At 74.5% G+C, this 19,401-nt stretch carries 18 protein-coding genes and 1 riboswitch; of the genes, 6 read left to right on the forward strand and 12 right to left on the reverse strand.

Annotated features, from left to right (window positions below):
• Window positions 1-131: 131 nt before the first annotated feature.
• Both ACFY4B_RS00720 and ACFY4B_RS00725 read left to right on the forward strand, forming a co-directional pair.
• Window positions 132-926 carry an alpha/beta hydrolase gene (locus tag ACFY4B_RS00720; protein ID WP_387966133.1) on the forward strand — a complete coding sequence of 265 codons (795 nt, stop codon included), beginning with the start codon at window positions 132-134 and terminating at the stop codon, window positions 924-926.
• 10 nt (window positions 927-936) lie between these two features.
• Window positions 937-1,695, forward strand: coding sequence for a hypothetical protein (locus tag ACFY4B_RS00725; RefSeq protein ID WP_387966134.1), 759 nt, complete (start codon window positions 937-939; stop codon window positions 1,693-1,695).
• Here the strand turns inward: ACFY4B_RS00725 and ACFY4B_RS00730 are convergent.
• The 5 genes from ACFY4B_RS00730 to ACFY4B_RS00750 form a co-directional block, all read right to left on the reverse strand.
• A complete protein-coding gene (locus tag ACFY4B_RS00730) occupies window positions 1,692-2,525 on the reverse strand; it encodes an endonuclease/exonuclease/phosphatase family protein (RefSeq protein ID WP_387966135.1) in 834 nt (277 codons plus the stop codon). The genes ACFY4B_RS00725 and ACFY4B_RS00730 overlap by 4 nt on opposite strands.
• 134 nt (window positions 2,526-2,659) lie before the next feature.
• Window positions 2,660-3,604 (reverse strand): ROK family glucokinase, encoded by a 945-nt coding sequence (locus tag ACFY4B_RS00735; protein ID WP_387966136.1) that lies wholly within the window; start codon window positions 3,602-3,604, stop codon window positions 2,660-2,662.
• A gap of 191 nt (window positions 3,605-3,795) precedes the next feature.
• The gene (locus ACFY4B_RS00740) at window positions 3,796-4,230 is read right to left on the reverse strand and encodes a DUF5304 family protein (RefSeq protein WP_387966137.1); all 435 of its coding nucleotides are present in this window, start codon (window positions 4,228-4,230) and stop codon (window positions 3,796-3,798) included.
• Between the two features lie 148 nt (window positions 4,231-4,378).
• Window positions 4,379-5,551, reverse strand: coding sequence for an ArsA family ATPase (locus ACFY4B_RS00745; protein ID WP_387966138.1), 1,173 nt, complete (start codon window positions 5,549-5,551; stop codon window positions 4,379-4,381).
• Between the two features lie 25 nt (window positions 5,552-5,576).
• Window positions 5,577-6,011, reverse strand: a complete 435-nt coding sequence (locus ACFY4B_RS00750; protein WP_049657553.1) for an SRPBCC family protein — start codon at window positions 6,009-6,011, stop codon at window positions 5,577-5,579.
• Window positions 6,012-6,334: 323 nt separating this feature from the next.
• Between ACFY4B_RS00750 and ACFY4B_RS00755 the strand changes: the two genes are divergently transcribed.
• Complete coding sequence (locus ACFY4B_RS00755) at window positions 6,335-8,128, forward strand: long-chain fatty acid--CoA ligase (RefSeq protein ID WP_117487455.1); 1,794 nt, start codon at window positions 6,335-6,337, stop codon at window positions 8,126-8,128.
• Window positions 8,129-8,190: 62 nt separating this feature from the next.
• Here the strand turns inward: ACFY4B_RS00755 and ACFY4B_RS00760 are convergent, their stop codons facing one another.
• Window positions 8,191-9,327: a glycosyltransferase family 4 protein gene (locus ACFY4B_RS00760; RefSeq protein ID WP_049657557.1), complete on the reverse strand. Its 1,137-nt coding sequence runs from the start codon at window positions 9,325-9,327 to the stop codon at window positions 8,191-8,193.
• Between the two features lie 216 nt (window positions 9,328-9,543).
• Here ACFY4B_RS00760 and ACFY4B_RS00765 point away from each other — a divergent pair, with 216 nt between their 5' ends.
• The gene (locus tag ACFY4B_RS00765; RefSeq protein ID WP_387966139.1) at window positions 9,544-10,914 is read left to right on the forward strand and encodes a glycosyltransferase 87 family protein; all 1,371 of its coding nucleotides are present in this window, start codon (window positions 9,544-9,546) and stop codon (window positions 10,912-10,914) included.
• Between the two features lie 18 nt (window positions 10,915-10,932).
• Here the strand turns inward: ACFY4B_RS00765 and ACFY4B_RS00770 are convergent, their stop codons facing one another.
• The 6 genes from ACFY4B_RS00770 to ACFY4B_RS00795 form a co-directional block, all read right to left on the reverse strand.
• On the reverse strand, window positions 10,933-12,075 hold the full coding sequence (locus ACFY4B_RS00770; protein ID WP_387966140.1) for a hypothetical protein: 1,143 nt from the start codon (window positions 12,073-12,075) through the stop codon (window positions 10,933-10,935).
• 53 nt (window positions 12,076-12,128) lie between these two features.
• The gene (locus ACFY4B_RS00775; protein ID WP_049651827.1) at window positions 12,129-13,175 is read right to left on the reverse strand and encodes a C40 family peptidase; all 1,047 of its coding nucleotides are present in this window, start codon (window positions 13,173-13,175) and stop codon (window positions 12,129-12,131) included.
• A gap of 227 nt (window positions 13,176-13,402) precedes the next feature.
• On the reverse strand, window positions 13,403-14,518 hold the full coding sequence (locus tag ACFY4B_RS00780; protein WP_387966141.1) for an NlpC/P60 family protein: 1,116 nt from the start codon (window positions 14,516-14,518) through the stop codon (window positions 13,403-13,405).
• A gap of 10 nt (window positions 14,519-14,528) precedes the next feature.
• Window positions 14,529-14,682, reverse strand: a riboswitch (cyclic di-AMP (ydaO/yuaA leader).
• A 338-nt stretch (window positions 14,683-15,020) separates the two neighbouring features.
• Window positions 15,021-16,058 (reverse strand): C40 family peptidase, encoded by a 1,038-nt coding sequence (locus ACFY4B_RS00785; RefSeq protein WP_049651829.1) that lies wholly within the window; start codon window positions 16,056-16,058, stop codon window positions 15,021-15,023.
• A 200-nt stretch (window positions 16,059-16,258) separates the two neighbouring features.
• Window positions 16,259-17,686, reverse strand: a complete 1,428-nt coding sequence (locus ACFY4B_RS00790; protein WP_387966299.1) for an NYN domain-containing protein — start codon at window positions 17,684-17,686, stop codon at window positions 16,259-16,261.
• Between the two features lie 141 nt (window positions 17,687-17,827).
• The gene (locus ACFY4B_RS00795) at window positions 17,828-18,091 is read right to left on the reverse strand and encodes a hypothetical protein (RefSeq protein WP_049651830.1); all 264 of its coding nucleotides are present in this window, start codon (window positions 18,089-18,091) and stop codon (window positions 17,828-17,830) included.
• Window positions 18,092-18,292: 201 nt separating this feature from the next.
• Here ACFY4B_RS00795 and ACFY4B_RS00800 point away from each other — a divergent pair, with 201 nt between their 5' ends.
• The gene (locus ACFY4B_RS00800) at window positions 18,293-19,075 is read left to right on the forward strand and encodes a rhomboid family intramembrane serine protease (RefSeq protein ID WP_049651831.1); all 783 of its coding nucleotides are present in this window, start codon (window positions 18,293-18,295) and stop codon (window positions 19,073-19,075) included.
• 41 nt (window positions 19,076-19,116) lie between these two features.
• On the forward strand, window positions 19,117-19,398 hold the full coding sequence (locus ACFY4B_RS00805) for an Lrp/AsnC family transcriptional regulator (protein WP_049651832.1): 282 nt from the start codon (window positions 19,117-19,119) through the stop codon (window positions 19,396-19,398).
• Window positions 19,399-19,401: the final 3 nt, after the last annotated feature.

Genomic DNA, 19,401 nt, shown 5'->3' on the forward strand with positions numbered 1-19,401 from the left:
CGAAGCGGCCGTACCCGGCCTGCTCGTAGGGGGTGTACGACCCGGCGCGGAGCGTGGGACGATGCGAATTCGCAGCACCTCCCCTCCAGCGTCCCCTCCCCCAGCGCCACCCGCCCGCGAAGGAGTCCGCCATGCCGTTGCTGCCCGGTGCCGAGCCGTACCGCCACCGCGGCGGACCGGTGGGGGTGCTGCTCTGCCACGGCTTCACCGGCTCGCCGCAGTCGCTGCGGCCGTGGGCCGACGAGCTGGCGGCGGCCGGTCACACCGTGTCGCTGCCGCTGCTGCCCGGGCACGGCACCCGCTGGCAGGACATGCAGCTCACCCGCTGGGAGGACTGGTACGCCGAGGTCGAGCGGGAGCTGCTGGCGCTCGCCGAGGAGTGCGAGCAGGTCTTCGTCTGCGCGCTGTCGATGGGCGGCGCGCTGGCGCTGCGGCTCGCGGCGCTGCACGGGCCGACGGTCTCCGGCCTGGTGCTGGTCAACCCGTCGGTGCGCTCGGACACCCCCGCGAGCGCGCTGCTGCCGGTGCTGCGCCACCTGGTCCCCAGCCTGCCCGGGGTCGCCAACGACATCGCCCGGGCCGGCGTGACCGAGGTCGGCTACGACCGCACCCCGCTGCACGCCGCCTGGTCGCTGAGCCTGCTGTGGCGGGAGGTCCAGCGGCTGCTGCCGGAGGTGACCCAGCCGGTGCTGCTCTTCCACAGCCCGCAGGACCACGTCGTCTCGCCGGCCAACTCGGAACTGGTGCTGGCCCGGATATCCTCGACGGACGTGACGGAGCGGCTGTGCCAGCGCAGCTTCCACGTCGCGACGCTGGACCACGACGCGGCGGAAATATTCGCGGCCGGCCAGGACTTCATCCGACGGCTGGCTCCCGCGCACGCGGCGGGCGTCACCCGGGTCGAATCCGACGATCACCATGGCTGAAGGGCCGGAAGTGCACGAGAGCAGCACGGCGGGCGGCGGGGACGAGACTCCCCGCGAGGACGGCGCGACCAAGGACGGCGGGACGAACGCGGCCGCCCCGGGCGGTGCGCCGACGGACCGTACCGGCCCGGACGGCACCCCGACGCCCCCGCCCGTCCAGGACGTCGCCGGGGGCTCCGCCGGGAACACCGCCGAGGGCGCCTCGGGGGAGGCCGCCGAACGCCGTCCGCGCCGCGCGCCCGAGCGCAGCCAGGCCGAGCAGGACGCGATCTTCGCCGCCCTGGTGGCCCAGTTCGACGACCCGGTCGACCTCAACAACCCGAACTGGCCCGAGGTCGAGAACCTCCGGGCGCAGAACGAGCTCAAGGGCGGCCACAAGGAGGGCGGCCCCGGCGGTCGCGGCGACCAGGACGACCTCTCCGACCTCGCCCCCCAGCCCCGCCCCCGCTCCGGCCGGCCGGTGATGCCGGCGGGCGGCGCGGGCCCGCGCGACTTCGAGCTGGCCGAGGAGACCGACGAGGGCCACTTCGTCCCGCCGGAGCCCCCGCCGCTGCCGCCCGCCGACGTGACCGCCAAGTTCGCCTGGCTGGCGGTGCTCGGCGGCCCGGCGCTGCTGCTGGTCGACGCGGTGGTCTGGCGGGAGATCTCCGGCTGGCCCGCCTGGGTGGGGATCACCGCCTTCCTCGGCGGCTTCGTCACCCTGGTCGCGCGGATGAAGGACCGTGACGAGGACGAGCCGGAGGACCCGGACCACGGCGCCGTGGTCTAGCCGTCCGTCCGGTCGCCTGTCCGGCAGTCCGGTCGGCCGGTCGGCAGTTCGAGGACGGCGAGCACCGGCAGGTGGTCGGTCGCGGCCCGCAGGTCGGCCTCGGTGACACCGGGCAGCCCGTGCGGCACCCCGCAGCCGAGGACGGTGATCCCGGGCGTGGCGAAGACGGCGTCGATCCGCTGGTAGGGGCGCTCCGGTACGGAGGTGAACTCGCCTCCCCAGGGCGCGGTCGGGTACCCGTCCTGGAGCCGGGAGGCCAGCAGCCGCCAGCCCGGCCCGTCCGGGTGCTCGTTGAAGTCCCCTGCCACGATGCCGAGTTCGGTGATCCCGAGCTGGTCGAGCAGCAGCTCGAACTGCCCGTACCGCTCCTCCTGGTCCAGGCTGAGGTGGCAGCTGGTGACGGTGAACGGCGCCGTGCCGGGCAGCCGCAGCAGCGCGCCGGCGAAGCCCCGGGCGTGCAGGCCGCGGGTCTTGGGCAGCAGCCGGTCGTGCACCCCCAGCAGCTCCACCGCGCCGGGCCGGCCGAGCAGCAGCGGGCCCGCGGCGGTGCGGCCGCCGCCGGCCAGGACGGCCGTCCCGGTGCTCCGGGCCAGCCAGGCGGCCTGGCCCTCGGGCCGCCAGTAGCGCGGGGACTCCTGGACGCAGACCAGGTCGGGCTCGCAGGCCCGGATCACCCGGGCCAGCGCCCGCCGGTCGTCGCGCAGCGAGCGGATGTTGTAGCTGAGCAGGCGCAGCCGGCCCGGGCCGGGCGGCGGCAGCGGCTCGGCCCGTACGGCGGTCGCGGCGGCGGGCCCGGGCTCGGCCTCGGCGGTCGTGGTCGCGGCGCTCATGGTCCTCCCCTGGGCGGTCACCGGAACGCTCCGACCGTACGCGGCCGGGCCGGGACGTGCGACGGCGGCGGCGCGTCCGGGAGCGGTCGGGGCCCGGTCGCACCGCCGCCGGCGGGCTCGAAGGGGTACGGCGGTTACGGGACGCGGGCGAGGTCCGCCGCGCCGACGATGCCGGCGGCGGAGCCCATCGAGGCCAGTACGACCTCGGCGCGCGGCCGGTGCACCCCGCCGGTCAGGTAGTGCTCGAAGGCCTTGGCGACCGGGTCGAGCAGCAGTCGGCCGGAGTCGGAGACGCCGCCGCCGAGCACGAAGACGGCCGGGTCGAACAGCGCGGCGAGGTCGGCCATGCCGCGGCCCAGCCAGTCGGACAGCTCGGCGTAGCACTCCAGGGCGAGCGGGTCGCCCTCCTCGGCGGCCTGGGTGATGTGGATGCCGCGGATGGTCTCGGCCACGCCGTCGTTGAGCTCCAGCATCCGGTGGCCGCGCTGCGGGTCGGCGGCGGCCTTCTCCCGGCCGTAGCGGCGCAGCGCGCGCCCGGAGCCGTACTGCTCCCAGCAGCCCTTGCCGCCGCAGCCGCAGGCCAGGCCGTCGGGGACCATGTTGAGGTGGCCGATCTCGCCGGCCACGCCGAAGCGGCCGCGGTGCAGCCGGCCGTCCAGGACGATGCCGCCGCCGATGCCGGTGCCGACGGTGATCAGCACCATGTCGTGGTGGTCGGCGGCCGCGCCGAAGCGGAACTCGGCCCAGGCCGCGCAGTTGGCGTCGTTCTCGACGACGGTGGACAGGCCGGTGAGCTCCTCGACCCGCCCGCGCAGCGGCTCGTTCTCCCAGTCGATGTTGGGGGCGAAGATCACCGTGGAGCGGTTGCTGTCGACGAAGCCGGGGGCGCCGACGCCCACCGCGGTGACGTCGGGGTGCTCCTCCTTGAGCTCGCGCACGGCCTGCGCGATGGCGTCGACCGCCCACTGCGGGTCGGCCGGGGTGGGCACCCTGGTCCGGGCCAGGATCGCGCCCGCCTCGTCGACCACGCCTGCCGCGATCTTGGTCCCGCCGACATCGACGCCGATGGTCAGAGCCATGTGTCCCTCAGCTATTCACTCGTTCCGCTGGACGGAACGCTACCGCCCAACCCGGCCCCCGTACACAGCCTCGCATACATTATCCGAAGACAACTCTGGGCCGACGCGGCCGGGATGCTTCAAAAGTCGTATCTAATCTCCTTCTTCGTGACGTACGAGAGCAGCGCGATCACCCTCCGGAAGTCACGGTTTCACTGCTTGGCGGACGGCCCGTCAGCCTCGTCAAAGCCGGAGCCACGGCCGCCGTCGCCGTCGCCGTCGCCGTCACCGTCGAGGTCGATCTTCTCCGTCGGCGCGCCCTGCCCGGCGGTCCAGCGGCTCTCGTGCCCGGCCACGGCGGCGCGGTAGGCGGCCAGCAGCTCACTGCCCGCGGCGGCGAGCCCGGTGCCGGCGGCGGCGAGGTGGGAGTAGACCTCCGGCTGCTGGGTGCGCAGCTTGTCGGCCAGCCCGGAGAGGGTGATCAGGGTGGTGGCGCTCGCCTCCTGGGCCTTGTCGCCGAGCGCACCGGCGAACCGGCGCACCTCGTCCACCAGCGGGCCCAGCTCCGGGCCGAACGGGTGCCCCTGGCCGCCCTGCTCGCCGTCCGGCCGGCCGCCGGGCTCGGTGCGGTCGTCGGTGCTGGTCATCGCGGGCGCCTCCTCAGCCGTGGCCGCACCCCGCGGCCCTCCGGCCCGACGCTACCCGACCGGCCGGGCCGCCCGGAAAGCCGCCGAACCCGGTCCAGGACCCGCCGGAGCCCCGACCGAATCCCGCCGGTCCCCCGCCGAACCCCCGTCAGCCCCGGGGCCAGAGCGCCGGGTCCGGCGCGAACCGCACCGAGAGCACGCCGTCGTGCAGCCCCGCCCCGGCCACCGTGCAGCGGCGCAGCGCGGACGGCAGGGTGAGCACCCGGCGGTGGGTGCCGACCCCGACGACCAGGTCGTCGCCCCGGCGGACCAGGTCCAGCTCGGAGCGGTCGGCGCCGGGCAGGTCGAGGTGCCAGACCAGCAGGCCCTCCTCGGCGAGCCGGTCCTCGACCGGCCAGGGCTCGGGGGCGAGCCGCTCGGGCCCGTCCCCGTCGCCGTAGAGCCGGTCGGCGACGGCCTCCAGGGTGGCGTCGTCCAGGCCGGCGACCAGCACCGGGGCGTCGGTCTCGGCGGCGAGCCCGGTCAGCTCCTCCTGCCGGCGGCGGGCCAGGGCGGCCAGCCACGGGTCGGGCGAGGAGGCGGCGGCCGCGGGCAGCGCGCCGTGCACCACCACGGCGTCCGGCCGGTGCCCGTGCAGGGCGAGCCCGGCCCGGACCCGGCGCAGCTCCGTGTACGGGTGGCCGTCCGCCCGGACGACCAGCCGGACGCTGGTGCCGGGGTCGGTGAGCGCGGCGCGGGACTCGGCCAGTGCCGCGGCGGCCTTGGTACGCCCCTCGTACAGCCAGTCGGCGGGCATCGGGACGCCGGCCAGCCCGGCCAGCAGCGGGCGCAGCGCCCGGGCGGCCTGCCGCTGCTCGGGGACGAGCCGGTCCAGGTAGCGGGCGAGCTGTTCGGGCAGGGCGAGGGCGGCGATCAGCTCGGCGGGCGGCGGGGCGAGCACGACCAGGACGTCCTGGTCGGCGGCGGGCAGGGCGCGCAGCAGGGCGAGCCGGGCGATGCCGGGGAGGGCGGTGAGCTCCTCGGGGTCGAGCTGTTCGGCGCCGAGCAGGTCGAGGGCGGGCTTGAGCCGGCCGGTGAGCGCGCCGACGGCGTAGCGGAAGGCGGCCTGCTCGTCGATCCGGGAGACGGTCAGGCCCGGTGCGTGGTGGAGCGGTTCGGGCTCCAGCCGGGTGCCGAGGGCGGAGTCCAGGGCACGGTGCGGGTCGTCGGCGGCCAGCAGCCAGGTGCGGTGGCCGCGCCGGGCGGCGTGCAGGGCGGTGGCGGCGGCCACCGTGGGTGCGCCAGCGTCGCCGCTGACCAGGATGGTGCGTGTCGCCGTCATGCCGTCCGGCCCCCGTTCGGTCGTGTCAGCCTTCGACGCGCTTCTTCAGACCGGCCAGGGCGCGGTCGATGATGACCTTCTCGGCCTTGCGCTTGATCATGCCGAGCATCGGGATCTTGACGTCCACGGCGAGCTGGTAGGTCACCTCGGTGCGGCCGCCGGCGAGCGGGGCGAGGGTGTAGGAGCCGTCCAGCGAGCGGAGCATCTGGCTGCGGACGAGGGTCCAGGAGACCTCGCGGTCGCCATCCCAGGTGTAGGCGAGGACGTGCTCGTCGCGGATGGCGCCGGCGTCGAGCAGCAGCCGGACCTCGGCGGCGCGGCCGTCCTCGCCGGTGCCGAGGACCTCGATCTCCTTGACCTCGCCGGTCCAGGCCGGGTAGGCGGCGAAGTCGGCGATCACCGCCATGACCGTGGCCGGGGTCGCGTCGATGGTGATGCTCGACCTGGTGTGCTCCGCCATGGAATGGCCCTCCGCCTCGTCCATCTGCCTGCCGGTCCGGCCGGGGCGCGCTCGGCCCGGTCCGCCCGGAGCAGGCTATCGCGCCCGGTGGGCGGCGCGGCGGCGCGGGGCGGCAGAGGTGCGGGCGGGCGCCGGGCGGGCGGGCATGTTACCGGCCGGTCGCCCTGCGCTGTCGTAGGGTGCCATTCGAACGACCCGGTCACGGCCAGGTCGGACCCGGCCGGGTGTGACACTTCGAACACCGGAGCCGACCCCCCTGGTCGAAGCTGCCTACCGGGCAGTAACGTCCTGCCGTCCCGCAGCGTCGCGAACGAGGAGCAGTCTTGCTCGACTTCAGCCTTCCGGCCCTCTACCAGGTACCGAGCGGCGGCAACCTCGCCGACCCGGTGCACCGGAACGCCGAGGAGCACCCGGACGTCGCCGTGCTCAGCCGCAAGGTGGACGGCCACTGGCAGGAGTTGACGTCGGTCCAGTTCCTGGCCGAGGTGCACGCCGCCGCGAAGGGCCTGATCGCCGCGGGCATCGAGCCCGGCGACCGGGTGGCCGTCATGTCCCGCACCCGCTACGAGTGGACGCTGCTGGACTTCGCGATCTGGACGGCCGGCGCGATCGTCGTGCCGGTGTACGAGACCTCCTCCGCCGAGCAGGTCGAGTGGATCCTCGGCGACTCCGGCGCGGTCGCCGTGATCACCGAGACCGACCAGCACGTCGGGGTGGTCGCCGAGGTCCGCGACCGGCTGCCCGGGCTGGAGCACACCTGGCAGATCGACGGCGGGGCGATCGCCGCGCTGGCCACCGCCGGGCAGGACGTCCCGGACGCGACCGTCCACGAGCGCCGCCGGACCGCCGGCCCCGACGACATCGCCACCATCGTCTACACCTCGGGCACCACCGGCCGCCCGAAGGGCTGCCAGCTGACCCACGGCAACTTCCTGGCCGAGTGCGGCAACGTGGTCGAGCGCCTGGCCCCGCTGTTCCACACCGGCGAGAGCTCCGTGCTGCTCTTCCTGCCGCTGGCCCACGTGTTCGCCCGGATCGTCGAGATCGCCCCGATCATGGCGCCGATCAAGCTCGGCCACGTCTCCGACGTCCGGAACGTCACCGCCGAGCTGGCCTCCTTCAAGCCGACCCTGATCCTGGGCGTGCCCAGAGTGTTCGAGAAGGTCTACAACACCGCCCGCGCCAAGGCCCAGGCCGACGGCAAGGGCAAGATCTTCGACAAGGCCGCCGACACCGCGATCGCCTACAGCCGGGCGCTGGACGCGGGCGGCGCGGGCCTGGTCCTGCGGCTCAAGCACGCCGTCTTCGACAAGCTGGTCTACAGCAAGCTGCGCGCCGCGCTCGGCGGCCGGGCCACCCACGCCATCTCCGGCGGCGCCCCGCTCGGCGAGCGCCTGGGCCACTTCTACCGCGGCATCGGCTTCACCGTCCTGGAGGGCTACGGCCTGACGGAGACCTGCGCCGCCACCGCCTTCAACGAGTGCGCCAAGCCGAAGATCGGCACGGTCGGCCAGCCGACGCCCGGCTGCTCCGTCCGGATCGCCGAGGACGGCGAGGTCCTCCTCAAGGGCCCGCACATCTCCACCGGCTACTGGAACAACCCGCAGGCCACCGCGGACGCCTTCAAGGACGGCTGGTTCGCCACCGGGGACCTCGGCTCGCTGGACTCCGAGGGCTACCTGACGATCACCGGCCGCAAGAAGGAGATCATCGTCACGGCCGGCGGCAAGAACGTCGCCCCGGCCGTGATCGAGGACCGGATCCGGGCCCACGCCCTGGTCGGCGAGGTCATGGTGGTCGGCGACCGCAAGCCCTTCATCGCCTGCCTGATCACCGTCGACCCGGACTTCTTCCCGAAGTGGAAGGAGCTCAACGGCAAGCCCGCCGACGCCACCGTCGCCGACCTCGCCGCCGACCCGGACCTGCTGGCCGCCCTCCAGAGCGCGGTGGACGACGGCAACGCGGCCGTCTCGCACGCCGAGGCGGTCAAGAAGTTCCGCCTGCTGGACACCGAGTTCTCCGAGGAGAGCGGCCACCTGACGCCTTCGCTCAAGCTCAAGCGCAACGTCGTGCTGAAGGACTACGCCGCCGAGATCGAGGCCCTGTACCGGAAGTAGGGCCGCACCGGTACGCCGAAGGGCCCCGGGGGGACTCCCCGGGGCCCTTCGGCGTACCCGCGTCAGCCGGCCAGCAGCGAGGTCAGCCGCCCGGCCAGCAGGTCCCAGCGCCAGGAGCGCTCCACCCAGCGCCGCCCGGCCTCGCCCATCCGCCGCCGCAGCTCCTCGTCGCGCAGCAGCCGTACGATCCGCTCGGCCGCCGCCGGGGCCGAGCCGCCGGGCACCACGTACCCGGTCTCGCCCTCCAGCACCGCGTCCGGCGCGCCGCCGGAGTCCCCCGCGACCACCGGCAGGCCGGTCGCCGAGGCCTCCAGGTAGACGATGCCCAGGCCCTCGACGTCCAGCCCCCCGCGCCGGGTGCGGCACGGCATCGCGAAGACGTCCCCGGCCCCGTAGTGGGCGGGCAGCTCCTCCCACGGCACCGAGCCGGTGAACCGCACCGAGTCCCGGACGCCCGTGGCGTCCGCGAGCTTCTCCAGGTCCGCCCGGTACGGGCCGCCGCCGACGATCAGCAGCACCGCGTCCGGCACGTCGGCGAGGATCTGCGGCATCGCCTCGATCAGGGTGTCCTGGCCCTTGCGGGGCACCAGCCGGGAGACGCAGACCACCACCGGCCGGTCCGCCAGCCCGAGCCGGCGGCGCACCTCGGCGCCCCCGGAGCCCGGGTGGAAGGTCGTCTCGTCCACGCCCGGCGGCAGCTGGACCATCCGGGCCGCGGCCTGCGGCCCGACCGCGGCGGCGATCCGGGAGCGGGTGTACTCGCCCAGGTAGGTCAGCACGTCGGTGCCCGCGCCGATCCGGCGCAGCAGCTGCCGGGAGACCGGCAGCTGGGCCCAGGCGGCCTCGTGCCCGTGGGTCATGCCGAGCAGCCGCCCGGCGCCGGCCCGGCGCAGCGCGGGCGCCATCAGCCCGAGCGGGGCGGCGGCGCCGAACCAGACCGAGTCGCACTTCTCCGCGCGCAGGATCTCGGCGGCCCGCCGGGTGACCCGCGGTGTGGGAACCATCACCTTCGTCCGGTCCCGGATCACCGGGAACGGCTGCTCGGCGTCGAACCGGGCCACCTCGGTGCCGTCCCGCCAGGTCGAGGCGTAGACCACGACACTGCCTGCGGGCTGACGCACGGCCATGTTGTGCACGAAGGCCTGGATGCCACCGGGGCGGGGCGGGAAGTCGTTGGTGACGATCAAGGTTCTGTGCATCAGGCCACGGCTCGCTCGGTCGGGGGGTGCGCGGTGTACCGCTGGGTGATCCGTACGATAGGTCAACACCATGACCCACCGGGAACGGAACCGCGCACGGCAACCGTTTGACCCCCGGGTCAGTCCTAGTACCTAGGCCGTCGTCCAGCACGCGGCCCGGGCGTCCGTCGGTACGACGCCTCCGGTGGGGACGTCCGAGACGAACGAGGGAGCGCAGTGGAATTGGCCCCGGCCACCGAGCCCGGCTCTTCGCGCGGCCGCCTCGGCCGCCCGCTCGGGGCGCTCGCCGCGCTCGGCGCGACCTGGGTCGCCACCCGCGCCCTGCTGGTGCTGCTGGCGACGGGTGTGCTGAAGGCGCCCGGCGGCGACGTCACGGCGGACGTCTGGATGATCTACCACGCCTGGTACGGCGTGCTCCAGACCGGCACCTTCCCGTTCGACGACGTGACCTGGCAGTACCCGCCGGGCGCCGCCCTGGTGATCCTGCTGCCGGGCCTGCTGCCCTGGTCGTACCTGGTCTCGTTCTGGGTGATCTGCGGGATCGCCGACGCCGCCGCGGCCGCGCTGCTGGTGCGCACCGGCCTGCGCCGGGGCCGGGCGCTGACCGGCGCCTGGATGTGGGTGGTGGGCGTCCCGCTGCTCGGCCCGATGATCTACAACCGCTTCGACGTCATCGTCACCGCGGTCGCCCTGGCCGGCCTGCTGGCGCTGATCCGCCGCCCGGCGGTCGGCGGGCTGCTGCTGGGCCTGGGCGGCATCGTCAAGATCTGGCCGCTGATCGGCCTGATCGGCACCCCCTCCGGCCGCCGCACCCGCCGCTCCTGGACGCTGGCGGCGGCCACCGCCGTCTCGATCGGCTTCCTGCTGACGGCCGGGATGAACGGCGCCTTCGAGTTCCTGGCGTTCCAGAAGGACCGCGGCATCGAGGTGGAGTCGCTCGGCGCGCTGCCGCTGCACTTCGCCCGGATCGCCGACGCCTGGGACGGCAAGGTCACCATGAACTACGGCTCCCCCGAGATGCTCGGGCCGTGGGTCGACGTGATCAGCAAGGTCATGATGGCCGGCACCCTGCTGGGCTTCGCCTGGCTGCTGCTGTGGCGCTACACCTCCAAGCGCCGCAGCGCGGCCACCATGTACGACGCCGCGCTGTGCGCGCTGCTGATCTTCGTGGTGACCAGCCGGGTGATCAGCCCGCAGTACCTGGTCTGGCTGGTCGGCGTCGCGGCGGTCTGCCTGACCGTGCGCAACAGCAGCCAGCGGCCGGTGGCGGTGCTGATCCTGCTCGCCTGCCCGCTGACCCTGGTCGAGTTCCCGACCATGTTCACCCAGGTCCTGGCCAGCGAGCCGGCGGCGGTCGCCGTCCTGGCCGCGCGCAACCTGCTGCTGCTGGCCGCCGCCGTGCTCTCCTGCGTGCGGCTCTGGCGCTCCACCCGCGGCGAGGCGCCGCTGCCGCCGACCGTGGTGCTGGACCGCGAGCCCGCCGCGCTGCCGTCCGGCGGCTACCCGGTGCGCCCGGGCATCGCCTACGAGCAGGACCTGCTGGACGGCATCGACCACCCGGGCACCCCGGCCGAACAGCGCCGCTGACCTGCCCTCCCCGGCCGGTCAGCCCTTCAGCGCCGCCACCTGCTCCAGCCAGAGCCGGGTGAACTCCGCCAGGCCGACGCCCAGTTCGCGGCGCATCAGCCGGTCGGTGCGGCGCTCCCGGTCCTCGCCCTGCCCGTCGGCCGCGCCGATCGCCCGGTAGAAGGCGACCAGCCGCTGCGGCCCGTGGGTGCGGCCGATCAGCTCGCAGGCCAGCCAGGACTGCTCGTAGGCCTGGGCGATGCCGGTGGCCCCGGCGGCGAAGTCCCGGTCGGCGGGCAGCGCGGCGGGCAGCTTCCCGGCGGCCACGTCCCGGGCCAGCTCGGGCGCGATCTGCTGCGGGCCGCGGCCCGAGTCCCGGTACGCCGTCCAGTCGGCGACGCCCTCGGAGAGCCACAGCGGGGTCCAGGCCCGGGTGTCGGCCCTGGTCGCGACGTGGGTGGCCTCGTGGGTGACCACCACCTGGCGGCCGAAGCCGCTGAGCCGCCCGTACGCCTCCGGGTTGACCAGCACCCGGTCCGCCGGGGTGTGCCAGGGCGCGCCGGGGGCGGCCACGGTGACCGCCGCCATGCCCGTCCAGCCGGCCGGGTCACCCTCCAGCAGCCGGGCGAACTGCTCCTCGGTGGCCGGCCGCTCCAGCAGCAGCCGCTCCGGCCAGGCACCGCCCCAGACCTCGGTGACGGCGGGCACCGCCCGGTCCCCCACCGCGACCAGCTCGGCCTGGTCGGGTCCCGCGGCCGGCCCGACCACCAGGCAGTGGGCGCCCGGCGAGGACCGGAGCGGCCCGAAGTCCCACGGCGCGGGCGGCCCGGACGCGCTCTCCTCGCGCTCGACCCGCCAGCCGTCCCCGGCCCGTACCAGCCCGATCCGGCGCGGGTACACCACCGGGTGCTCGTCGTAACCGGCGATCCGCACCGCCAGGTCGGCGGCGGCGGTCACCCGCTCCCCGCCGGCGGCGCCGAGCACCAGGTTGCGGTACCCGGCCTCGGCCACCGGCAGCCCGGCCCAGGGCGGGGCCGAGCGCGCCCGCTCCGCCAGCGCGGCGGCCACCTCGGCGCGCCGGTCCACCGGCCGCGCCGCGGGCGCCGGCGGGGCGGCCGACGGCAGCGACAGCTGGGCCAGCCCGCCGGCCGCGAGCAGCAGCGCGCCCCGCCGGGACAGCACGCGGCGGGGGCGACGTATGGCGGCGGGTCCGGCGGGGCCGGACGGCGGGGCGCTCAGAGCCGGACCACCCCGGAGACCGGCATGGCGGTGACGCTCTCGTAGCGGACCCTGGCGCCCGGGCGTGGGGCGTGCACGATCACGCCGCCGCCGGCGTACATGCCGACGTGGTGCATGTCCCGGTAGAAGATCACCAGGTCTCCCGGTCGCGCTTCGGACAGGCTGATCCGCTGCCCGGCGTACGCCTGGGCCTGCGAGGTGCGCGGCAGGGTCACTCCGGCCTGCCGCCAGCTGTAGTACATCAGACCGGAGCAGTCGAACGCGTGCGGGCCGGTGGCCCCGTAGACGTACGGGGAGCCGATCATCCGCACCGCGGCGGCCAGCGCGGCCGCCCCGCGCTCGGAGGCGGGCGGGGCGGTGCCGAGGTCCAGCCGGTCGGTGCCCCGGGTGGCGCGCTGCTCGGCGTCCCGGGCGTCCTGGACCGCCAGCCGGGCCCGCTCGACGGCGCCCAGGCCGTTCAGCAGCTTCTGCGCCCCGGCCAGCCGCTGCTGGACCTGCTGCTTGCTGTCGGCGAGCGAACGCCGGGTCCGGTCCAGCTCGGCGAGCTTGTCGGCCGCCTCGGTACGGCGCTGGTCGAGCCGGCGCTGGCGGGTGATCAGCTCGTGCAGGGTCTCCTGCTGGCGCACGGCGGCCTGGCCCTGGGTGCGGGCGCGGGCCAGGTAGCCCTCCGGGTCGGGCGAGAGGATGAGCTGGGCGGTCTGGGTCATCCCGCCGCCGCGGTACTCGGCCCCGGCCACCATCGCCAGGTCGCCGCGCAGCCCGTTGAGCTGGTCCTGGGCGAGGGCGATCTCGCCCTGGAGGATCGTGGTCTCGCCCTGGAGCCGCCGCTGGGCCTCCTGCGCGGCGTTGAACCTCTCGGACGCCTGCTCGGCCTCGTCGTACAGCTGCTCGACCTGCGTCTTGACGTCCTGACGGTCGCCCGGGTCGGGGCTGGCGGGGGCCGCCTGGGCGCTGCCTCCGGTGGCCGCGCCCAACGCGGTGGCGGCGGCCGCGGTCAGCACCAGCGCCCGGGTGAGCAGTTGGGAACGGCGGTGCACGGGCATGGCGGCAGCGGCTCCAATCCTGCGGCGCGGCCCCCGCCGCCGCACCGGGACGGGCGGCCGTCGAGCGGGAGTCCGGTGGCAGACGTTAGCGAGTCCGGGCAAGCGAGTCCAAACCCCTCCCAACCCGAATATTCACTCACCAATCGGACATCAGATCGAGCCGCCGGAAAAGCCGCAGGCCCGGCCTCCCCTGGGGGAGACCGGGCCTGGAGACGTCCGAGCGGGGATCAGACCCGCACGATGCCGGTCAGCGGCATGTTGGTGACCGCCTCGTAGCGCACCGACGCGCCCGGCTTGGGGGCGTGCAGCACCTGGCCGTTGCCGGCGTAGATGCCGACGTGGTGGGCGTCGGTGTAGAAGATCAGCAGGTCGCCGGGCTGGGCCTTGGAGAGGTCCGTCCCGAGCCGGGTGCCGGCCGAGGCCTGCGCCTGCGAGGTGCGCGGCAGCGACACGCCGGCCTGGTTGTACGCCCAGACCATCAGACCGGAGCAGTCGAAGGAGCCCGGGCCGGTGGCGCCCCAGACGTACGGGCTGCCGATCTTGGAGGCGGCGGCGGACAGCGCGGCGGCACCGCGCGAACTGCCGGGGGCCACGTTCACCGGAGCGGTGGTCGTGGGGGCCGAGAGGCTGCCGCGGCTGTTGTCGCGGGAGGCGCGGTCGGCCTGCTGCTGCTGGGCCTGGGCGGCGTCGGCCTTGACCTTGGCCTCGGCGGCGGCCTTCTCCTCGGCCTGGCGCAGCGCCTGGCGGTCCTGCTCGGTCAGCGTGTTGAGCAGGTCCTGGGCCGCCTTCAGCTTGCCCTGGACCTCGTCCTTGGAGGCCTTCAGCTGCTGGGTGGTCGACTCCAGCTCGGCGAGCTTGCCCTGGGCCTCGTTGCGGTCCTGGTCGAGCTTGCGCTGCTGCTCCTGGAGCTCCTTCAGCTGACCCTTCTGGGTGCTGCCGGCCTGGTTCAGCGCGTCGGCCTGGCTGAGGAAGCTGTCCGGGCTGGAGGAGAACATCAGCTGGACGGTGGGGGATATCCCCCCGTTGCGGTACTGCTCGCCGGCGATCTCGGCGAGGCCGCCCTGGAGCTCGGTGACCTGGGCCTGCTGACGGGCCACCTGGTCCTGCAGGCCGGAGACCTGCTTCTCCAGGTCCTGCTGCTTGGCCTGGGCGGCGTTGTAGTTCTCGGTCGCGACCTCGGCCTGCTCGTTGAGCTGGTCGACCTGCCCCTTGACCTGTTCCTTGGTCGGCTGCGGGTCCGCGTGGGCACCCTGCGCGGAGAGGACGACGGCTGCGGCGGCGACGCCGGTCAGGATCGAGACCCGGGCGCGGCCGGCGGGCTTGGGACGACGATGGGACGCCACGAAGGCGGACTCCTTCTTCCTACGGCCGCCTACCGGGTGAGCTGACGGGTTCGGGCCGGAAGCATGCCCTACGACGCCTCACGGCCGTTCCACCGGCCGACCTGGCGCCGATTCACCCCGGAGGAACGTGGTTCCCCGGCTCCGCTCCGCAGCGCCCCCTACCACTGGGCTCCCCTGTCGGACAGTCGCTTCGACCTGTCCCGCTGCCTTGCGAACTCGACGGTAACCACCGCCGCCACCCTGGCTGGGCGATCGACAGTGCGGTGGTTCGGAGCATGACCCTAGTAACTGAACCGTGATCGGTTCAAATCCTTGTCAGAAAAAAGACAGAAGATTACCCAAGTTCCTTTGTGAAAATGACCGATGGTGACCATTGACGCACACAAGGCTGATCGGTTCTCACCATGTGGTCGTCGAGGGGCCGGAAACCCGAAACGCCACCCCGGACGGGGGTGGCGCTTTTCACAGGCCCCCGCGGGAGCCCCTCGGGCGTGTCGGTCCGTCAGACCCGGCGGATGGTGTTGATCGACATCGCGTCGGCCTTCATCACCTTCACCACGTCACCGGTGTGCGGCGCGTGGACCACCATGCCGTTGCCGATGTACATCCCGACGTGGTGCATGTCGGGGCCGTAGATCACCAGGTCGCCCGGCTGGGCCTGGTCCAGCGAGGGGATCCGGGTGCCGTAGTGGCCCTGCTCCTGCGAGGTGCGCGGCAGCGAGACGCCCGCCTGCCCGTACGCCCAGACCATCAGGCCCGAGCAGTCGAAGGTGGTCGACCCGGTGGCGCCCCACACGTACGGCGAGCCCTGCTTGCTCATCGCCTTGGCCAGCGCCGTGGCCGCGTAGCCGCTGGCTGGCGGCAGGCTGCCGAGGTCGACCCGGTCGCTGCCGCGCGAGGCGCGGTCGTCCTGCGCCTGCTGGGCCCGCAGCGCCGCGCGGTCGGCGGAGCTCAGCGAGTTCAGCAGGTCCTGGGCGGCCTTCAGCTTGGTGTTGACGTCCGACTTGGCCTGGTTCAGGTCCTTGGTGGTGGTGTCCAGCGAGGCGAGCACGGCGGCCGCCTCGGTCTTCTCCTGGTCCAGCCGGCGCTGCTGGTCCAGCAGCCCCTTGAGCGCCTCGGCCTGACTGGTGCTGGCCTGCTGGACGGTGGAGGCCTTGTCCAGGTAGCCGGACGGGTCCGAGGAGAGCATCAGCTGGACGGACGGGTCGATGCCGCCGCTGCGGTACTGCTCGCCCGCCACCTCGGCGAGGCCGCCCTGGAGCTGGGTCATCTGCTCCTGGCCGCGGGCCACCTGGTCCTGCAGCTGGTCGGCCTGCTTGCGCAGCTGGTCGGCCCGCTCCTTGGCGCCGTTGTACTTCTCGGCCGCCTGCTCCTGCTCCTCCTGGAGCTGGTCGATCTGCGCCTTGACGTCCGTCTTGTTCGGCTGCGGCGCGGCGTGCGCGGCCACCTGGGCGGAGAGGGCGACCGCGGTCGCAGCGGCCGCGGTGAGCACGGAGATCCGTGCGCGGCTCGGCTGCTTGGGACGGCGGTGGGAGGCCAAGGGACCGGCTCCTTCTTCCAACGGGCTCACCTGATGGGATGAGATTCCGGAAAATAGGTTTGACGCCAGACCCTAGTGAAGATCTATCCGTTTTGCCACTCCCCCGAAGGCGTGAACTCCGGTCCCCACACTGACTTCACCGGACTCGCACAATGCTCCGAAACAGGCCCTGACCAGGCATCATGCGAACCTCCCCGGGTTCAGGGCCGGGCCAGCCGGTTCAGCAGCAGCACCGACGCCACGGGGCGCGCGCCCGCCTTCCGCACGCCCTCCGCGACCTCCCGGTCGGTGGACACCACCACCACCGGACGGCCCTGCGGCTCGGCCCGCACCAGACGGCGGATCAGCTCGTCGGCCGTCTCCCCGGTCCGGCTGAACCGCACCCGGACCCCGCGCGGTGGCGCCATGATCACCGGGACGTCCAGGTCCTGCCCGTCGAACACGCAGGTGACCTCCGCCTGGGTCCGCTGGGCCAGCATCGCCAGCCCGCCCAGCAGCCGGATCCGCTGCTGCTCCAGCGGCAGCGTCGGATAACCGGTCTTGGTCACGTTGTAGCCGTCCACCACCAGGTGCACCTGGGGGATCGCCAGCAGCTGGTCCAGCAGCGCCGGATCGTCCTCGGCCAGCCCGCGCCGGGCCACGTCGTGCGGCGAGGCCGCCCCCGGCACCACCGCCTCCACCAGGTCCGCCGGGCGGATCTGGGCGACCGGCAGCGCCAGCTCCCGCTGGAGCCCCTGGGCCGACTGCAGCACGGTGTCCAGCAGCAGCCGCAGCCGCATGTCCTCGACGCTGCGCCCCTCGCGGGCCGAACGGCGGCCCTGCTCGGCCGCGTTCTCCAGCTCCAGGACCCGGTGCCGGAGCCGGCGCGCCTCGCTCTCGGCCGCGCCGCGCTCGGCCGCGGCCTGCGCCTTCAGCACGTCCAGCTCGCCGGCCACCCGGCGGGTCTCGGCCTGCGCCCGGCGGGTGTCGCTCTCCAGCGACCGCACCCTCTTGCGCAGCGACTCGGCCTCCCTGCGGACGCCGTCGGACTCGGCCCGCTGCCGGTCCGCGTCCGCCCGCGCGGAGGCCCGCACCTCGGCCAGCTCGGCCTGCAGCTTCTCCACCAGCCGGACCGCCTCCGCGGCCGCGTCCTCGGCACCGGCCCGCTCGGCCTCCTCGCCGGCCTCGGCCACCAGCCGGCTCCAGCCCGTCGAACGCACCAGGTAGGCGGCGGCCGCGACGTCCATCGGATCGGCCGCGCTCGGGACGGTGCCCGACTCCAGCGCCTTCACCAGGTCCGGCTGCCCGAGACGCAGCCGCTCCGCTATCCGCACCCGGAAGGCCGGCTCCGCCTCCAGCGCCGCCGCCAGCGCGGTGGCCGCGTACTTGGCCCGCCGCGCCGGGGTGAACTTGACGTACTGACGCAGGCTCTGCGGGAGCTCGGCCGGCGGCACCCCGCCGAGCGCGTCCGAGGCCAGGCCGACCACCCGACGGCGCACGCCCTCGGGCAGCGGCCGGTCGAGCTTCTCGACGGCGCGCTCCGCCGCGGACCCGGAGGCGCCGTCCGCCGCCCCGGCAGCCTCGGCCGGGGCCTCGGCCGCAGCGGGCTGAAGCCCCTGGGCTGCGCCGGGCTCCTTCGCTGCGTCCACCACGTCCTCGGCTCCGATCCTGGTCCAGCGGGGCACGGCCGCGGCCGCCCCCCGTCGGCACGCTCCGTGCGTCCTGTTCTGTATTGTCCCGTGCGGCGCGGGCGGGTGCGCCGCGCACCCACCCCGCCGCCGCGGCGGGGATCAGCCCTGGTCGGCGGGGGCCTGCGTCTCCTCGGCGCCCGGACGGGCCACCAGCTCGACCTGGTCCACGGCGTTGCACCAGCGGCAGCGCACCGACTCGACGGTCTCGCTCAGCACCTCGGTCTCCTCGACCTTGGACTCGCCGGCCAGGTCGAAGTGCAGGAACTCGGTCACCCGCGCGGTGCGGGTCACGTCGAAGCGGGTGAGGTTGCCGCACAGGGTGCAGCGCCAGCGCGTCTCGGCGGTCAGAGCGGGGACGGTCATCGGGGGTCCTCTCGGGTGGTCCCTGGGTGGGGCAGGCGCTCCCCCCGGAGCCCCGGCGTCGGCGGCGGGAGGCGGGAATGCCCGCCCCAAGCCTATTGCCTGGGGCAACCGTCGCGACCACCGGTTGCCTGAACACCCGGGCTAGTCCACCTGCCGTAAACCGTCGTGTCACCTGCGGCGCCCGGAGGGATGCTTGGCCGCATGGCGCTCGCGGTCCCCGACCACACCGCCGCCCGGGGCGGCCGCCCGGCGGCGACCGCCCCCGTGGTCAGCTACGCCCTGATCGCCCTCAACACCCTGGTCTTCCTGCTCGGCCCGGCCGCGGGGCTCAACCCGCTGTACGGCACCGGCCAGGCCCGGGTCTGCGCGGAGCAGCGGTACGAGCAGCGCTGGGGCGCCGTCCCGGCCGAGGTGCTGGCCGGACGGCCGCTGACCGCCGAACAGCTCGCCGAGGCCCCCGACCCGGTCCCCGGCTGCCCGGCCGCCCCGACCCCGGGCAAGCGCCCGGCGCTGTCCGTCCTCACCGGGCTCTTCCTGCACGCCGGCTGGCTGCACCTGCTCGGGAACCTGCTCTTCCTCCAGGTCTTCGGCCCCACCGTCGAACGGCGGCTGGGCCGGGCCCGGTACGCCGTCTTCTACCTGGCCGCCGGCAGCCTGACCACGTACGGCTTCGCGCTCGCCGAGGCGCACTCGCCGAACTCCACCCGGGTGCTCATCGGGGCCTCCGGGGCGATCGCCGCCGCCCTCGGCGCCTACCTGCGCCTCCACCCCCGGGCCCGGGTGACCACCCTCGTCCCGCTGCTGTTCTTCCTGCCGCTGCGCTTCCCGGCCTGGCTGGTGCTCGGCCTCTGGTTCGTCCTGCAGTGGTGGTCGGTGCACGCGGCCGGCCCCGGGGTGGCGTACCTGGTCCACGTGATCGGCTTCTCGGCCGGGTTCCTCTACGCCTGCACCGTGGTCCGCCACCCCCCGCGACGACCGGGCTGACGCCCGATACGCTGGCGGCACCCCACAAAGGAGCCCGAACTGTGATCACCGCCATCGTCCTGATCAAGACCAGTGTCGACCGCATCCCGGAGATCGCCGAATCCATCGCCGCCATCGACGGCGTGAGCGAGGTCTACTCGGTGACGGGGGGCTACAACCTGGTGGCGATGGTGCGGGTGCGCCGGCACGACGACCTGGCCGAGGTCATCCCGGGCCGGCTCAACAAGGTCCCGGGCGTGGCCCACACCGAGACCCAGATCGCCTTCCGCACCTACTCCCAGCACGACCTGGAGGCCGCCTTCGCCCTCGGCCTGGACGAGTAGCGG

The organism is Kitasatospora sp. NPDC001261 (genome assembly GCF_042896795.1).
Taxonomy (GTDB): domain Bacteria; phylum Actinomycetota; class Actinomycetes; order Streptomycetales; family Streptomycetaceae; genus Kitasatospora.

Excerpts from the sequence above, each read along its gene's own strand:
- ACFY4B_RS00745 (WP_387966138.1), bottom strand. The coding sequence starts at position 5,551 with ATGACGGCGACACGCACCATCCTGGTCAGCGGCGACGCTGGCGCACCC.
- ACFY4B_RS00730 (WP_387966135.1), bottom strand. The coding sequence starts at position 2,525 with ATGAGCGCCGCGACCACGACCGCCGAGGCCGAGCCCGGGCCCGCCGCC.
- ACFY4B_RS00800 (WP_049651831.1), top strand. The coding sequence starts at position 18,293 with ATGGCGCTCGCGGTCCCCGACCACACCGCCGCCCGGGGCGGCCGCCCG.
- ACFY4B_RS00720 (WP_387966133.1), top strand. The coding sequence starts at position 132 with ATGCCGTTGCTGCCCGGTGCCGAGCCGTACCGCCACCGCGGCGGACCG.
- ACFY4B_RS00750 (WP_049657553.1), bottom strand. The coding sequence starts at position 6,011 with ATGGCGGAGCACACCAGGTCGAGCATCACCATCGACGCGACCCCGGCC.
- ACFY4B_RS00735 (WP_387966136.1), bottom strand. The coding sequence starts at position 3,604 with ATGGCTCTGACCATCGGCGTCGATGTCGGCGGGACCAAGATCGCGGCA.
- ACFY4B_RS00740 (WP_387966137.1), bottom strand. The coding sequence starts at position 4,230 with ATGACCAGCACCGACGACCGCACCGAGCCCGGCGGCCGGCCGGACGGC.
- ACFY4B_RS00795 (WP_049651830.1), bottom strand. The coding sequence starts at position 18,091 with ATGACCGTCCCCGCTCTGACCGCCGAGACGCGCTGGCGCTGCACCCTG.
- ACFY4B_RS00760 (WP_049657557.1), bottom strand. The coding sequence starts at position 9,327 with ATGCACAGAACCTTGATCGTCACCAACGACTTCCCGCCCCGCCCCGGT.
- ACFY4B_RS00775 (WP_049651827.1), bottom strand. The coding sequence starts at position 13,175 with ATGCCCGTGCACCGCCGTTCCCAACTGCTCACCCGGGCGCTGGTGCTG.